Raw genomic sequence first — 16,066 nt, forward strand, 5'->3', positions numbered from 1 at the left:
TTCAGGCGGAGAAGAGGTCCCGGAGCTTCTCGAGGAAGCCCTTCTCCTCGCGCGTCGGGGAGCCCGCCTCTTCCTTCATCACGTCGGCCAGCTTCTGAACGGCCTTCTTCTGCTCTGACGACAGCTTCTTCGGGACCCGGATGGTGACGACGACGTGCTGGTCGCCGCGCCCGCGCCCGTCGACGCGCGGGATCCCCTTTCCGCGAAGTGTGAAGGCCCGTCCCGCGGCCGTCCCGGCAGGGATCTCGACCTCTTCGTCGCCATGGAGCGTCGGGACGTTGCACGATCCGCCGAGGACGGCGACCGGGTAGGGAACGGCCCACGTCAGGACGACGTCGTACCCCTCGCGCCTGAACTGCTCGTGGGGATCGACCGACAGGACGACGTACAGGTCTCCGGCGTGTCCTCCGGCCCGGCCGTGGTTTCCCTCGCCCGAGAGACGCAGCCGTGCTCCGGTGTCGACGCCGGCAGGAATCGCAATCGTGAGCGTGCGCTCGCGGAGGGTCCGGCCCTCGCCCTGGCAGTCGTGGCAGGGGTCCTTGACCTTCTCGCCGGCCCCCTGGCACTCGGGACAGGGCCGTTCCATGGCGAAGAAGCCCTGTCGGAACTGGACGCGGCCCCGGCCCCGGCAGACACCGCAGGAGACGGTCCCGCTCCCGCCCTTTCCGCCCGTGCCGTGGCAGGCCTCGCAGCGTTCGTAGCGGCGCATCGGCAGGCTCTTCTCGACGCCGAAGGCCGCCTCCTCGAAGGTCAGAGTCAGGTCGGCGCGCAGGTCTTCTCCCGGTGTCCGGCGCCCGCGGCGTCCGCCGCCGGAGCCCATCCCGAAGAAGTCTCCGAGGATGTCGGCGAAGTCGACGAACGCATTCGGGTCGAATCCGCCGGACCCGCGCGTCCCTTCGTGCCCGTAGCGGTCGTAACGGGACCGCTTCTCGGGATCGGAGAGGATCGAGTACGCCTCTGCCGCCTCCCGAAACCGCTGCTCCGCCTCGGAGTTCCCGGGGTTGCGATCGGGGTGGTGATTGAGAGCCAGCTTTCGGTACGCCGACTTGATCTGGTCCGTCGTGGCGTCGCGGGCGACGCCGAGTACCTCGTAGAGGTCGCGGGATGTCGTGCTCACCTGGGGCCTTTCGAGGCTATTCCTTCTCGCTGCTGTCGCCGCCCTTGTAGAGCATCGCCGCGGTCAGGATCCGCGAGACCCCCTGCATGTCGAGGAGGGCGTTGTCGATCTCGGTCCGCTCCTCGGCGGTCAGGACCTCCCGGGCGTGCTGGAGGGTGCGGCCGACGCGGTCGCGCTCGTCCGTGTTGAGGAGCTTTCCGAACTCGCGGAAGACCCGCTCGTTGCCGGTGATCTGCCCTTCGAGCTTGTTCTTGAGCTGGCGGACCGCCTTGCGCTTCTGGTCGGCGTTCTTGTTCTCCTCGGCCTCCTGGATGATCTGGTCGATCTCGCCCTGCGAGAGGCCGCCGGCGGGGTTGATCTGGACCCCCTGGGCCCGGCCCGTGGCCATGTCGCGGGCGGAGACGTTCACGATTCCCGAGGAATCGATGGCGAACGTCACTTCGATCTGGGGGACCCCCCGGGCGGCCGGGGGAATGCCGACGAGGTCGAACTTCCCGAGAGACTTGTTCTCGCGGGCGATCTCGCGCTCGCCCTGCAGGACGTGGATCTCGACCGTCGACTGGTTGTCGCTGACGGTCGTGAAGACCATCGAGTTCTTGGTCGGGATCGTCGAGTTGCGCTCGATGACCTTGACGAAGATGCCACCGTGCGTCTCGACGCCGAGGGAAAGGGGCGTCACGTCGAGGAGGACGACGTCCTTGATCTCGCCCTGCAGGACCCCCGCCTGGATGGCCGCGCCGATGGCGACGACTTCGTCCGGGTTGATCGACCGGTTCGGCGGACGGCCGAAGATCGACTCGACGATCTGCTGCACTTTCGGCGTCCGCGTCTGACCGCCGACGAGGATGACGTTCTCGACCTGGTCGGGGGTCAGCCCGGCGGCCTCGAGCGCGTTGCGGCAGGGTCCCGCCGTCCGCTCCACGAGGTCGCCGACGAGCGCCTCGAACTGGTCGCGTGTCAGGACCCGGTTGATGTGCTTCGGCCCCCCCGCGTCGGACGCGATGAACGGAAGCCCGATCGTCGTCTCCTGCGTCGTCGAGAGCTCGCACTTGGCCTTCTCGGCCGCCTCCTTGAGGCGCTGCAGGGCGAGACGGTCCTGGCGGAGGTCGATGCCCGTCTGCACGAGGAAGTCGGCGAGAAGCCAGTCCATGATGGCCCGGTCGAAGTCTTCGCCGCCGAGGTAGGTGTCGCCCGAGGTGGAGAGGACCTCGAACATCCCCTGGTCGATCTTGAGGATCGAGATGTCGAACGTGCCGCCGCCCAGGTCGTAGACGGCGATCGTCTCGTTCTTCCGCCCGCGCTCGAGACCGTAGGCCAGCGACGCCGCCGTCGGCTCGTTGATGATCCGGAGGACCTCGAGGCCGGCGACCCGGCCCGCGTCGCGCGTCGCCTGCCGCTGCGAGTCGTCGAAGTAGGCCGGGACGGTGATGATCGCCTCCCGGATCTCCTCCCCCACCGCTTCCTCGCAGAACTCCTTGAGCTCACGCAGGACGAAGGCGGCGATCTCCTCGGAGGCGTAGTCGCGGTCCCTGACCCGGATCTTCACGTCGCCGTTCGGGGCGGGGACGATGGGGTAGGAAAGGTGCTCGCGGGCGTGCTGGATCTCGGCGTCGTCCCACTTGCGGCCGATGAGCCTCTTGACGGCGTAGATCGTCTGCGTCGGATTCGTGATGGCCTGCCGCTTGGCGATCTGGCCGACGAGCCGCTCCCCGTCCTCGGTGAAGGCGACGATCGAGGGGGTCGTCCGGGCGCCTTCCCGGTTCGGAATGACCTGCGGCGCCCCGAGCTCGATGACGGCCGCGCAGGAGTTGGTCGTCCCGAGATCGATGCCGATGACCTTTCCCACTCTCTACCTCCCCATCCTGCTCACGCCCGGGCCAGTTCTGAAGGGCCGGCCGCGAGCGCCGATACCTTGACCATGGAGGGGCGCAGCAGCCTCTCGTTCAGGACGTAGCCCTTCTGGAAGACCTCGATGACGGTCCCCGGCGGCACGTCGGACGCTTCGCCCCTCATCATCGCCTCGTGGAACTGCGGATCGAAGGGCGTGCCGAGGGCGGCGATCTCGGTCACCCCGTACTTGCGGAGGACCTCCGAGAGCTGGCGCGCGATCATCTCGACCCCCGCCCGGAAATCGTCCGAGCCGGACGCGGGAGCGTGTGTGAGGGCCCGATCGAGATTGTCGAGAACGCCGACGAGGTCGCGCATCGTCTCGGTCAACGCGTACTTGACGTAGTCGGCCTTGTCGCGCTCGGCCCGCCTCTTGAGGTTCTCGAAATCGGCCGCCTTTCTGAGGAGCGCCTCCCGCAGGCGCCCGGCCTCTTCCTCGGCCAGGAGTGCGCGCTCGCGCTCTTCCTCCAGGCGCCCCGAAGGGGCCGTGGAAGGCGCGGCTTCCTCCGCTCCGGGATCCGGTCCGCCCGGCACCGGCCGTATGCCGTGCGGGGACGTCCGATGCCGTTCCTCGACCGCGGCGACCGCGCGCTCGGCCGCCTCGAGGGCGTTCGCCACGTCCTCCGGGCCCCCGTCCTCGTCCAGATAGACGACTTCGTCTTCCGGCGGGACCGGGTGTCCGTCGTTCTCGGCCATCACACACCCTCCGACAGGCGCATCGTCACGTAGCGCCCGAGTTCCTCGACCAGCGGGACGACCCGAGGATATTCCATCCGCCGCGGACCGATGACTCCGAGAGCGCCGAGGACCCGGTCGCCGCTCTTGTAGGCCGTCACGACCACCGCCGTCTGGGTCTCTTCCGTGAAAGCGGAGTCCGAGCCGATGAGAACGGCCGGCTGGCTGCCGCCGGCAAGACAGTCCGTCAGGAGGTCCACGAGCCTGGCCTCCTCCTCCAGCGCACGGTACATCCGTCGAAGCGAATCGACGTCGCGCTGGAACTCGGGCTTCTCGAGGATGGTCCCGGCTCCTTCCACCACGAGCGTCTCTCCGCCGGTCTTCTCGTCCGCGAAGGCCTGGCCCGCAAGCTCGAGTGCCCGCGCGATCTCCGCGTCGAACCGCACTTTCTCCTCCTGGAGAGCCGAGACGAGCGAGGTCCGGATCTCGAGGAGTGTCCGGCCCGCGTACTCTGCGGTGAGACGGTTCGACGCCGACTGGAGCGCCTCGGGCGAGAAATCCTCGCGTGTTTCGATCAGGCGGCTCCCGACGAGCCCTTCACCGGACACCGTCACGACGACGACCTTCCGCTCGGCGACGCGCGTGAAGTGGACGGAACGCAGAACGACGTGAGCCGAGTCGGGCGCCGCCACGACGGCGACCTCGCCGGTCAGCTCCGAGAGGACCCGGCAGGTGGCGTGGAGGAACCGTTCCAGCTCGAAGGGCTCCGATCCGAGGCCGCTGGCGATCTTCGCCTTCTCCGCAAGACCGGGCGGCCGCGCCGTCATGAGCTCCTTGACGTACGTCCGATACCCGAGGTCCGTGGGGACCCGGCCTGCCGAGGCGTGCGGGTGCGTGAGGTACCCGAGATCCTCGAGCTCCGCCATCGCGTTACGCAGGGACGCCGAGGAAAGGGAGAAGCTGCCGCTCCTGGTCAGGAGCCGGGACGAGACGGGCGCCGCGCTCAGGATGTAGGCCCCGACCACGGAAGCGAGAACCTCCCGCGACCGCTGGTCGAGCTGGCTCCACGCGCCGTTCATGCCGTCGTCCGCCCCCTCCATGCGCTAACGTACGCTCCACGGGCCCCGGACGATCCCGCACCGTGACGGGTGACCCCGGCCTGCCCGCTGGCGACGCGAGATGATAGCAGTCAGACCCCTCCCGCCCCGCGCGGTCGTCGTCGGGAAAGGCCGCGTCGGGAGGGCTTTGGCTTCCGCCCTGGAAAGGGCCGGAGCCTCGCCCGCCGTCGTCTCGGGACGGGAAACTTCCGTCCGCCCGGCCGGGGTCGTCTCGGCGGCCCGAAATGCCGGGCCGGGCGTCGACCTGCTCCTCGCGGTCCGCGACGACGCCCTCGCAGGGGTGGTGGCCGCTCTGGCCGAGGTCGCTTCGCGACTCCCCGCCGACACCGTGGCGATCCACCACTCGGGCGCTCAGAGCGCCGACGCCCTCGCACCGCTCGCCCGGCTTGGCCTTGCGACCGGGTCCTGCCATCCTCTCCAGACCTTCGCGGGCTCCGCCGCCGACTCCGGGCGGTTTGAGGGGATCGCTTTCGCCATCGACGGCTCGGGTCCCGGTCTCGCCGCCGCCGAGCTCCTCGCCCTCGCCCTGGGAGGGCATCCCTTCACCATCTCGTCCGGGAAGCGCCCCCTCTACCACCTCGCGGCCGCGCTCGGCGCAAACGGCCTGACGGGCCTCGTCGCCGCTTCGAGGGATGCGCTCGTCGGCGCGGGGCTCACCCCCGGGGACGCGCTCGGAGCTCTCGGGCCGCTCCTCAGGTCTGCGCTCGAAGAGGCCCTCCGCCTGGGTCCCGAGGCCGCGCTCACCGGGCCCGTCGCTCGCGGCGACGAAGCGACTCTCGAAAGGCACCGCCGGGCACTTCTCGCCTGGGACGCCGGGCGAGTCGCCCTCCACGAGGCCCTCCTCCGGGAACAGCGGCGACTCGTGCATGGCGGCCCGGGCGGGACGGAATGCTAAAATCACCCGTTCACTGACGAGGAGGCCTGGCGGGCCCAACACATAAGAGATGGTTTTCTTCAACTACGCCACCATGCAGATGGCCGCCAAGATCGTTTACTACGGTCCAGGCCTGTGCGGGAAGACGACCAACCTCCACGTCATCTACGGCCGTACCGCTCCCACGGCCCGGGGCGAGATGGTCTCGCTCGAGACCGAGACCGACCGGACCCTCTTCTTCGACCTCCTCCCGATCGACGTCGGGGTCATCGGAGGCTTCAAGACCCGCCTGCAGCTCTACACCGTTCCGGGTCAGGTCTTCTACAACACCACCCGGAAGCTCGTCCTGAAGGGGGTCGACGGCATCGTCTTCGTGGCGGACTCCCAAAGGCCAATGCTGGAACCGAACAAGGAGAGCTTCCGCAACCTCAGGGAAAACCTCGCCGAGATCGGCGTCCGGCTCGAAGAGGTCCCGCTCGTCCTCCAGTACAACAAGCGCGACCTCTCCAACATCCTCACGGTCGAGGAGCTCGGCGCGACGCTGAATCCCGACGGGCTGTTCGAGTCCTTCGAGTCTTCCGCCGCGAACGGGACCGGCGTCTTCGAGACGCTGAAGGGAATCTCCAAGCTGACTCTCCGGGCCCTGCGTTCGCGGATGTCGGGAGACGTCCGCCGGCCGGCTGTCTTTGCAGCTCCGGCGACCCCGTCCGCGAGCCTTCCCGCGCCGGCTGCAGAGGAAGCGCGAAACCCTTCCGGGGCCTTCCCGGCAGAATCGACGGCGGAGACCCGCTCGGCACCTCCGTCGTCCGCCACCCTCGACCGGCTCGCCAGGTTCTCCGAGCTCGCGCGGCAGCAATCCGCCGAGGTGTCCTTCGCCGAGCCCGGCGCACCGACCTCCGAGTCCGGGACAGGAGGCCAGGCCCAGGCCCCGGCTCTCTCGATGCCGACCTCCACGCCGGAACCCGGGCCGGCTCACGTCCAGGCCGCCGATGAGCCGGCGTCCGACATCAGCTTCGGCGAGACGGCGAGCTCGGCACCCGCCCCCTCCGAGCCGGCCGTCAAGCACGTCAAGGTCCGTTCGAGCGTCGACATCCTCTCGGAGCTCGACAAGCTCCGCAAGATCTCGACCCAGAAAGCGTCCGCCGGTTCAGGGCCCGGCAGCCGGAGCGACGCGGGGCGTCCCCGCGCCTCGGGCGCGTCGATCGACGACCTCCTCGCTTCCAATCTGAATCACAAGAAGGACGTCACCCGGTCCTTCGACCTCACGATCCCGCGCCAGGTGCTGGGAAGGAGCCGACAGGTGACGATCGAGCTCAAGTTCTCCGACGGAACCGGCAGCCCCATGCCGACCGAAAGCAGTTTTTCCATCGACCTTTCGAGTTCGGCCGACCTGCAGAAGCTCCTGCTCTCCCTGCGGTTCAACGTTCAGGCGGAGTAGCGGACAACGTGACGGCAACAGCGATCGGACGAGCCCGCCACGGCCTCCACTCCCGCGGGTGGCTTCCCGCCTTCGGCCTTCTCGCATCCCTGCTCCCGATGGGCTGCTCGTCGTCGACGAACCCGTCCGTCTCTGCGCGCCCCGCCGCCGTCGCGGCCGAGAACGCCGTCGCGCCCTGTCCGCCCCCGGATCCGCGGCAGGAGGCGAGCGACCGCTTCCACCGCGGGAAGGCCCACGCCATTGCGGGGGACGCAGACTGCGCCCGGATCGAGTTCGAAGCGGCGCTCGACGGGTTCCGGACGGCGATGCGTCCCGAGAACCCGGGGGACCTCGCCTTCGCGGGTCAGCTCTGGGAGAGCGTGAGGCTCTACGAGTCGGTCTCCGGCGCAGAAGACGACGAGGCCGCTTCCGATCCCGGACAGCGGGACGGGCTGCTCGCCCAGGAGACCAGCACACCCACGGCCGACGAGCTCGCCACGGCGCGCCGGGAGATCGAGGAAGCGGGCTCCAGCCTCGCCTTCGACGTCCCGATCGTCGTCAACGACGCGGTTCTCAACGCCGTTGCCTACTACCAGTTCCGGACGCCGAAGGCGTTCGCCGCGGCGCTCCAGCGGAGCGGTCGGTACCTTCCCCTGATGCGTTCGATCCTGCGTGAGAACGGTCTCCCGGAGGACCTCGTCTACATCGCGATGATCGAGTCGGCCTTCAAGTCGCAGGCGCACTCGCGTGCCGCGGCAAAGGGGTACTGGCAGTTCATCGCCGGCACCGGTAAACGCTACGGCCTGAAGACGACGCGCGAGATCGAGGAGCGGAGCGATCCCGTGAAGTCGACGCGCGCCGCTGCTGCCTACTTCCGCGACCTCTACGAGATGTTCGGAGACTGGCACCTCGCCATGGCGGCCTACAACGCCGGCGAGGGACGCGTCCTGCGCGGCCTCCAGAGAACGGGGGCCAGGGACTACTGGGAGCTGCGCGACCGAAACGCCCTGCACCGCGAAACGCGCGACTACGTTCCCTACTTCATCGCAACGGCCCTGATCGCCAAGGACCCGGCCCGTTTCGGTTTCGAGGTCGTGCCGGACCCGCCGCTCGAATTCGACGTCGTGGAGGTTCCCCGTCCCGTCGAGATCGCACGGATCGCCCGGGAGATCGGCGTCAGCCCTGAGACGATCAAATCGCTCAACGGCGAGCTCCGCGGCCGGACCACGCCAAGGGGCACCTCGGCCTACCCTCTCAGGCTTCCCAGGGGGGCGGGGGCCGTTCTCGCCGCCCGCCTGACCAGCATTCCCGCCGCGCCCGAGTACAGGGAACGGCGCGTCGCGGTGCGCAGGGGTGAGACGCTCGCCCGCTTCGCGGCCCGCAACAAGGCGAGCGTGGCCGAGATCTGCGCGGCGAACGACCTCAGCGCGAAGGCGAAGCTCCGCAGGGGCAGCGTCCTCGTGGTGCCCGTCCGGGTCCCGGCGCGGACGCCGGCCGCGGCGCTCGCGGAAGCGGCAGAGGCCCCGGCCGCCATCGGCGAACCACAGAGGGGCGAGATCCGCGCGCTCCCGACTCCGTCGGCCGCCGTCGTCGACGCCGCCTCCCTCGGGCAGGATTTCGCCGTCGCTCCTCAGCCGATGCGAGCCCCTGCCCCGCTGCCCTCGCGGATCGAGATTCCCGCCAGCGGCTTCGAACCGGCCGGGCGGAGCGCTTCGTCGAGCCGAAAGCCCGCCGCGAAGGCCCCGGCCGCGGCACGCCGGGCGACGCACACGGTCAGGAAGGGCGACACCCTCTACCGGATCGCGAACCGTTACGGCGTCAGCGTGCAGGACCTGCGGCGGGAAAACCGGATCGGGCGAAAGAACACCCTCCGGGTCGGGCAGAGGCTCGCGGTCCCCCAGGCCGAAGGCCGCTGATCGAATCCGGATGACCGTCGCGAGGGCCTGGAGCGCTGCGCTCGTCGGGCTCGATGCGCTGCCCGTCGTCGTCGAAGCGGCGATCGGTCTGGGCCTTCCCGGCCTGACGATCGTCGGTCTGCCCGACGCTGCCGTCCGGGAGAGCCGCGAACGGATCCGTTCGGCACTTCGCCAGATCGGCCTCGCCCTCCCCGGGCGAAGTGTCGTCGTGAACCTCGCTCCAGCAGACCTGCCGAAGAGCGGGACCGGATTCGACCTGGCCGTGGCGATGGCGATCCTGGCGGCCACCGGCGACGTCCCTGCGGAGGGTCTCGAGGGGTTGACGCTCGTCGGGGAGCTCGCTCTCGACGGGGAGATAAGGCCGGTGCCGGGCGTGCTCTCCATCGCCGAGGCTTCCCGAGCGGACGGGAGACGGTGCCTCGTCGTCGCTCCTGAGAACGCTGCCGAGGCCTCCGCCGTCCCCGGTGTCGTCGTCCTGTCGGCTCCTCACCTCGGAGCGGTGGTCGCGCACGTGGCCGGCCGGGAGCTCCTGGCGCCGTACGAGCCCCCCCCGGCTCGACCGGAGACGGACGCGGACGAGCCCGACCTCGGGGAAGTCCGCGGGCAGGCGCTCGCTCGCAGGGCGCTCGAGATCGCTGCCGCCGGCGGACACAACATCCTCCTCTCCGGCCCGCCCGGCTCGGGGAAGACGATGCTCGCCAGGCGCCTCCCCGGCATCCTTCCACCTCTCTCGCCCGAGGAGGCCCTGGAGACGACCCGGATCTGGAGCGCCGCCGGACGGCTGCCCACCGGTTCGGGCCTCCTCCGCATCCGGCCATTCCGCTCACCCCACCACGGCGCGTCGGCTCCGGCCCTCTCGGGCGGCGGCTCCGACCCTCGCCCCGGCGAGCTCTCGCTGGCCCATCACGGGGTCCTCTTTCTCGACGAGCTGCCCGAGTTCCGGCGGGACGCTCTCGAGGCCCTCCGGGAGCCGCTCGAGGAGGGCGTCGTCCGCGTGACCCGCGCCTCCGGGAGCCGGACCTTCCCGGCACGGTTCGTCCTGGTGGCGGCGATGAACCCGTGCCCGTGCGGCTTTCGGGGAGACCCGCGAAAAGCGTGCACCTGTTCCGAGCACGACGTGGCCCGCTACCGGCGCAAGGTCTCCGGGCCCCTGCTGGACCGCATCGATCTCCACGTCGAGGTGCCCGCCCTTCCCTCCAGCGACCTCACGGCGGAGGCTTCGCCGGAACCCTCGAGCTCCGTCAGGGAAAGGGTCCAGAAGGCCAGAACGCGACAGGCGGCGCGGACAGGCGACGCGCGGCTCACGAACGCCGCGCTCTCTCCGGCCCGGCTTCGCGCGACGGCCGCGCTCGCCCCGGAAGCTTCGGCCCTGCTGGCCAGGGCGATGGACCGGCTCGCGCTGTCCGCCCGTGCCCACCAGCGGGTCGTCCGGGTCGCCCGGACCATTGCCGATCTCGAGGGCGCGCCGGGGACCGGACCGTCTCACGTCGCCGAGGCACTCCGGTACCGCTCGAACGCATCGCCCGTCAACCGCTAGAACGCCAGAAGTCATTATGAGTAAATGATTTACCATCATGGCATCTTTCGCTTGACGGGACGTTTCATGCCGTTAGACTTCCGTGCGGCTGGTCACACCCTCGGGGAACGCAGCCCCTGGAAAGCCCGGAGACACCGTTGACGCGAAAGCAGCACACGATCATCGTCGTACCGCACGCGCGCGCGAGATTCCGCCAGTTCCAGGTGACGTCCCGGCTTCTCTGGAGTGTCGCGACGGCCGTCTCGCTTTCGCTCGTGCTCGGCGTCGTCTTCGGGGTGCTCTGGATCCAGTCCGTCCGGAAGAACCGCGAGGTTTCCACTCTCGCGGCCGAAAACCAGGACCTTCGGGGACGGACGAAGACCCTCAACGCGAAGCTCGAATCGCTCGAGAAGCTCCTCGCGGACTTCGAGGAGCGCACCCGCCGGCTCTCCGTCGTGGCCGGGCTTTCCGGCGTTCACGATCCCGGAACGGGAGGCGTCGGCGGCCTCACGGCCCTCCCGGCCGACAACGCCAGCCACACCGAGGCGGTCCTGGAAGAGACCTCCCGCCGCGGCCTGCTCCTCTCGGGCCGGCTGGGACAGGTCGAGGAGAAGCTCTCCTTCCAGGCCGACCAGCTCGCCCTCACGCCGACCCTCGCCCCGGCCGTCGGCGTCCTGACGGCCGGTTTCGGGCTCCGTTCGGACCCTTTCACCGGAGCGCAGGAATTTCACACCGGTATCGACATCTCCTCGCCGACCGGCGGAAGAATCGTCTCCCCTGCGAGCGGGACCGTCGTCCGCGTGGGCTGGCAGAACGGCTTCGGCCGGGTCGTCGAGATCGCCCACGGGTTCGGTATCCGGACTCTCTACGCGCACCTCGAAGCGACGCGGGTCGCCGAAGGCCAGCGCGTCCGCCGCGGCGACCTCGTCGGCAGCGTGGGCTCCACGGGGCGTTCGACGGGTCCGCACCTTCACTACGAGGTCCAGGTCGGCGGCAGGCCGGTGAACCCCCTCGATTACGTCCTGAACGCCTTCTGAACCGGTCCGCGAGGCGGCAGGCGGCTTCGCCCCCGCCCCTCTGCTAGGATCTCTGGTTTGCGCCCCATTGGGGCGCCCATGGACGAAAGATGATCATCGACAAGGCACTCTCCAAGATCTTCGGGACGAAGCACGACCGCGACATGCGGGCCCTCACCCCCCTCGTCGAGGAGATCGGCCGGCTCGAACCCGAGCTGGTGGACCTCCCTCTCGACATGCTGAAGGCGCGGGTCGGAGAGATCCGGGAGCGGATCGAGTCGGAGCTGAAGACCCTCCCCACCGATCTCGAGGCGCGGCGGGCGCTGCTGCGCAAGGTCGTCGACCCCTTCCTCCCCCGCGTCTTCGCGCTCGTGAGGGAAACCGGCAAGCGCACCCTCGGGCAGCGCCACTACGACGCCCAGCTCCGAGGCGGGGCCGTCCTCCACCAGGGAAAGATCTCCGAGATGCGGACGGGAGAGGGCAAGACGCTCGTCGCGACCCTGCCCGTCACCCTCAACGCGCTCACCGGCCGGGGCGCCCACGTCGTCACGGTCAACGACTACCTCGCCCGGCGCGACGCCGAGTGGATGGGACAGATCTACACCGCCCTCGGCCTCTCCATCGGCTGCATCCAGCACGACATGGACGACGCGGCCCGCCGGGAGGCGTACCGCTGCGACATCACCTACGGCACCAACAACGAGTTCGGCTTCGACTACCTGCGCGACAACATGAAGTTCGAGCTCGCGCAGATGGTCCAGCGGGCGCACGCGTTCGCGCTCGTCGACGAGGTCGACTCCATCCTCATCGACGAGGCCCGGACGCCGCTCATCATCTCCGGTCCGTCGGAAGGCGACGTCGACATCTACTACCGGTGCGACCGGATCGTCCCGAAGCTCGTCCGCGGCGAAGAGGTCAAGGACAAGTACGGCAACAAGACGACGACGGGCGACTACCTCGTCGACGAGAAGGCCCACACGGCGGCCCTCACCGAGGAGGGCGTCTCCAAGTGCGAGCGGCTCCTCGGCGTCGAGAACCTCTACGACCCGACGAACATCGACGTCCTCCACGCCTGCCAGCAGGCCCTCCGGGCCCACACCCTCTACAAGCGCGACGTGAACTACGTCGTCAAGGACGGGCAGGTCATCATCGTCGACGAGTTCACGGGCCGGCTCATGCCGGGCCGGCGCTGGTCCGACGGCCTCCACCAGGCCGTCGAAGCCAGCGAGGGCGTGAAGATCGAGCGCGAGAACCAGACGCTCGCGACCGTCACCCTCCAGAACTACTTCCGGATGTACGACAAGCTGGCGGGCATGACCGGCACCGCCGACACCGAGGCGGCCGAGTTCGACAAGATCTACAAGCTCGACGTCGTCGTCATCCCGACGAACCGCGACATGGTCCGAAAGGACGAGCACGACGTCATTTTCCGGACCGAGCGGGAGAAGTTCGACGCCGTCGTCGAGGAGATCGTCGAGCTGTACGAGAAGAAGCAGCCGGCCCTCGTCGGGACGATCTCCATCGAGAAGTCCGAGTACCTCGGGCAGCTGCTGAAGAAGCGCGGCGTCCCCCACGTCGTCCTCAACGCCAAGTACCACGAGCAGGAGGCGACGATCGTCGCCCAGGCGGGCCAGCCGGGTCGCATGACGATCGCCACGAACATGGCGGGCCGCGGCACCGACATCCTCCTCGGCGGCAACCCCGAGTTCCTGGCCAAGCAGCGGAGCAAGGGGAAGACGCCCGAGGAGTACGCGAAGATCCTCGAGGAGGCGAAGGCCGAGTGCGCCGCGGCGCACGAGGAAGTCATCGCGGCCGGGGGCCTCCACATCATCGGCACCGAACGCCACGAGTCGCGCCGCATCGACAACCAGCTCCGCGGCCGCGCCGGCCGCCAGGGCGACCCGGGCTCCTCCCGCTTCTACCTCTCCCTCGAGGACGACCTCATGCGGATCTTCGGGTCCGACCGCCTCTCCGGCCTCATGAAGAGGCTCGGCATGGAGGAGGGGGTCCCGATCGAGCACCGCTGGGTGACGAACTCGATCGAGCGCGCCCAGAAGCAGGTCGAGGCCCGGAACTTCGACACCCGCAAGCACCTCCTCGAGTACGACGACGTCATGAACAAGCAGCGCGAGGAGATCTATCGCCTGCGCAAGGAAGTCCTCACGGGCTCGCTGTCCCACGACTACGTCGTGAACCTGGCCGAGGACGTCGCCGACGACTACGTGGACCGCCACTGCCCGGCGAACAAGGACCACTCGGAGTGGGACTGGAAGGCCCTGTCGTCGATCCTCCGCGAGTCCTTCGGCGTGTCGCCGGAGGAAGCGGGCATGTCGCCGGCCGAGGACAACAACGCCGCCCTCAAGGAAAAGCTGAAGGCCGCTCTCAGGAACACCTACGCGGAGAAGACCGCGGCGCTCGGGCCCGACTCGATGAAGGACTTCGAGAAGTTCTTCATGCTCCAGACCGTCGACGCCCTCTGGAAGGACCACCTCCTCGCCCTCGACCACCTCAAGGAGGGGATCGGCCTTCGCGGCTACGGCCAGCGAGACCCCCTCGTGGAGTACAAGAAGGAGTCGTTCCAGCTCTTCGAGGCGATGAAGGAAGCGATCGAGGAGCAGATCCTCCAGAACCTCTTCCGCTTCGAGGTGGTGCGGCAGGAGGACGCGGACGCCCGCTTTGCTCCCCCCGCCGCGCCGGCCGAGGTCGAGGAGGCCGCCCCGCCGTCCGGGGGCGTCTCGGCCCCGTCCCTCTCCATCCGGGCCTCGGCCGAGCTGGAAAGGCGGGCTCAGAAGCAGCGGCGCGAGCTGACGTTCCAGGGGACTTCCGACCCCACCTCCGGAGGCGATTTCCGGGTCGACACCGTCAAGACCGCCGGACCGAAGGTCGGCCGGAACGACCCCTGCCCCTGCGGCTCGACCAAGAAGTACAAGAAGTGCCACGGGGCCTCCTCGGCCGCCTGAAGCCCGAATTCGCTCTTTCTTGGTCCTGGAAGGGGGCCGCGCTCGATAGCGCGGCCCTTGTCGTGCTATGAATCGGTATGGCGTCTTCCGTCCCGGCCATCCCCCTCGCCCTCACCTTCGACGACGTTCTGCTCGTCCCGTCGCGCTCCGAGGTCCACCCCTCGATGGCCGACCTGAAGACCCAGCTCACCGCGGACATCACCCTGAACGTCCCGGTGATCTCCGCCGCGATGGACACCGTCACCGAGGCGCGGCTCGCGATCGCGATCGCGCAGAACGGCGGGCTCGGCATCGTCCACAAGAACCTCAGCGTCGGAAACCAGGCGGCCGAGGTCGACAAGGTGAAGCGGTCGGAAAGCGGCATGATCGTCGACCCGGTCACCTGTCTCCCCGACCAGAAGATCTCGGAGGCGCTCGCCGTGATGGCCAGCTTCCGGATTTCGGGAGTCCCGGTCGTCGATTCCGCCGGCAAGCTCGTCGGCATCCTGACGAACCGGGACCTGCGGTTCGAGACCCGGATGGACCTCCCGATCTCCACCCGGATGACGAAGGAGAACCTCGTCACCTGCTCCCCGGGAACGACGCTCGAGCAGGCCAAGCAGCTCCTGCACGAGCACCGGATCGAGAAGCTCCTCGTCGTCGACAAGGCGGGGGCCCTGAAGGGCCTCATCACCGTCAAGGACATCCAGAAGCAGATCAAGTACCCGAATGCCTGCAAGGATTCGCTCGGCCGGCTCCGGGTCGGGGCGGCGGTCGGCGCGGGCGCCGACCTCGTCGACCGTGCACGGGAGCTGATCGCCGCCAAGGTCGACATCCTCTGCCTCGACTCCTCGCACGGCCACAGCGAGGGCGTCCTGGCGGCGCTGAAGACCCTCAAGAAGACGTTCCCCTCGACGCCCGTCATCGCCGGCAATGTCGGGACCGCCGAGGCGACGCGCGACCTCATCCGCCTCGGTGCGGACGCGATCAAGATCGGCATCGGCCCCGGCTCCATCTGCACGACCCGGGTCGTCACCGGCGTCGGCGTTCCGCAGATCTACGCCATCCTCGAGTGCGTGAGGGGCAAGGGAAAGTCGAAGGTCCCGCTCATCGCCGACGGCGGGATCAAGTTCTCCGGCGACGTGACGAAGGCCCTCGCCTTCGGCGCCCAGGCCGTGATGATCGGGAGCCTCTTCGCCGGGACCGACGAGGCGCCGGGCGAGACGATCCTCTACCAGGGGCGCACCTTCAAGGCCTACCGCGGCATGGGCTCCCTCGGCGCGATGACGAAGGGCTCGGCCGACCGCTACTTCCAGGACGCCGGGGACGAGCCCCGCAAGATGGTCCCCGAGGGCATCGAGGGGATGGTGCCCCACAAGGGCTCCCTCTCCGTCCTCCTCGGGCAGATCGTCGGCGGGGTCCGCGCCGGCATGGGCCTATCGGGCGCCCGGACTTTGCCGGAACTGAGGAAGAGGGCGAAGTTCGTGAGGATCACGTCGGCCGGGCTCAAGGAGAGCCACGTCCACGACGTCATCATCACGAAGGAGTCCCCGAACTACCGGCAGGAAGTCTGACGCCGCGACGCGCCGGC

The 16,066-nt window shown here is 69.1% G+C and carries 11 protein-coding genes; 7 read left to right on the plus strand and 4 right to left on the minus strand.

The window, feature by feature from the left end; genetic code table 11:
* Position 1 precedes the first annotated feature (1 nt).
* The 4 genes from dnaJ to hrcA are packed head-to-tail and all read right to left on the minus strand — an operon-like array spanning position 2 to position 4,779.
* Positions 2-1,117 (minus strand): molecular chaperone DnaJ, encoded by a 1,116-nt coding sequence (gene dnaJ / locus IPN03_02580; GenBank protein MBK9372637.1) that lies wholly within the window; start codon positions 1,115-1,117, stop codon positions 2-4.
* Between the two features lie 16 nt (positions 1,118-1,133).
* Positions 1,134-2,963: a molecular chaperone DnaK gene (gene dnaK, locus IPN03_02585; GenBank protein ID MBK9372638.1), complete on the minus strand. Its 1,830-nt coding sequence runs from the start codon at positions 2,961-2,963 to the stop codon at positions 1,134-1,136.
* A gap of 20 nt (positions 2,964-2,983) precedes the next feature.
* Entirely contained in the window at positions 2,984-3,700 is a 717-nt protein-coding gene (gene grpE / locus IPN03_02590; GenBank protein MBK9372639.1) for a nucleotide exchange factor GrpE, read from the minus strand.
* Positions 3,700-4,779, minus strand: coding sequence for a heat-inducible transcription repressor HrcA (hrcA, locus tag IPN03_02595; protein MBK9372640.1), 1,080 nt, complete (start codon positions 4,777-4,779; stop codon positions 3,700-3,702). Before hrcA ends, grpE begins: the two co-directional genes overlap by 1 nt.
* A gap of 145 nt (positions 4,780-4,924) precedes the next feature.
* Between hrcA and IPN03_02600 the strand changes: the two genes are divergently transcribed.
* The 7 genes from IPN03_02600 (at position 4,925) to guaB (ending at position 16,049) form a co-directional block, all read left to right on the plus strand.
* Positions 4,925-5,692, plus strand: a complete 768-nt coding sequence (locus IPN03_02600; GenBank protein MBK9372641.1) for a DUF2520 domain-containing protein — start codon at positions 4,925-4,927, stop codon at positions 5,690-5,692.
* 49 nt (positions 5,693-5,741) lie between these two features.
* Positions 5,742-7,109, plus strand: a complete 1,368-nt coding sequence (locus IPN03_02605; GenBank protein MBK9372642.1) for a hypothetical protein — start codon at positions 5,742-5,744, stop codon at positions 7,107-7,109.
* An 8-nt stretch (positions 7,110-7,117) separates the two neighbouring features.
* Positions 7,118-9,004, plus strand: a complete 1,887-nt coding sequence (locus tag IPN03_02610; protein MBK9372643.1) for a LysM peptidoglycan-binding domain-containing protein — start codon at positions 7,118-7,120, stop codon at positions 9,002-9,004.
* 10 nt (positions 9,005-9,014) lie between these two features.
* Entirely contained in the window at positions 9,015-10,541 is a 1,527-nt protein-coding gene (locus IPN03_02615) for a YifB family Mg chelatase-like AAA ATPase (protein ID MBK9372644.1), read from the plus strand.
* A gap of 137 nt (positions 10,542-10,678) precedes the next feature.
* Positions 10,679-11,557, plus strand: a complete 879-nt coding sequence (locus IPN03_02620) for a peptidoglycan DD-metalloendopeptidase family protein (protein MBK9372645.1) — start codon at positions 10,679-10,681, stop codon at positions 11,555-11,557.
* An 89-nt stretch (positions 11,558-11,646) separates the two neighbouring features.
* The gene (secA, locus tag IPN03_02625) at positions 11,647-14,496 is read left to right on the plus strand and encodes a preprotein translocase subunit SecA (GenBank protein ID MBK9372646.1); all 2,850 of its coding nucleotides are present in this window, start codon (positions 11,647-11,649) and stop codon (positions 14,494-14,496) included.
* A 77-nt stretch (positions 14,497-14,573) separates the two neighbouring features.
* On the plus strand, positions 14,574-16,049 hold the full coding sequence (gene guaB / locus IPN03_02630; GenBank protein ID MBK9372647.1) for an IMP dehydrogenase: 1,476 nt from the start codon (positions 14,574-14,576) through the stop codon (positions 16,047-16,049).
* The last annotated feature ends 17 nt before the right edge of the window (positions 16,050-16,066 follow it).

The organism is Holophagales bacterium, from assembly GCA_016719485.1.
Lineage (GTDB): Bacteria > Acidobacteriota > Thermoanaerobaculia > UBA5066 > UBA5066 > UBA5066.

Coding starts and splice junctions, on each gene's coding strand:
- grpE (MBK9372639.1), bottom strand. CDS start 3,700: ATGGCCGAGAACGACGGACACCCGGTCCCGCCGGAAGACGAAGTCGTC.
- hrcA (MBK9372640.1), bottom strand. CDS start 4,779: ATGGAGGGGGCGGACGACGGCATGAACGGCGCGTGGAGCCAGCTCGAC.
- IPN03_02605 (MBK9372642.1), top strand. CDS start 5,742: ATGGTTTTCTTCAACTACGCCACCATGCAGATGGCCGCCAAGATCGTT.
- IPN03_02615 (MBK9372644.1), top strand. CDS start 9,015: ATGACCGTCGCGAGGGCCTGGAGCGCTGCGCTCGTCGGGCTCGATGCG.
- secA (MBK9372646.1), top strand. CDS start 11,647: ATGATCATCGACAAGGCACTCTCCAAGATCTTCGGGACGAAGCACGAC.
- guaB (MBK9372647.1), top strand. CDS start 14,574: ATGGCGTCTTCCGTCCCGGCCATCCCCCTCGCCCTCACCTTCGACGAC.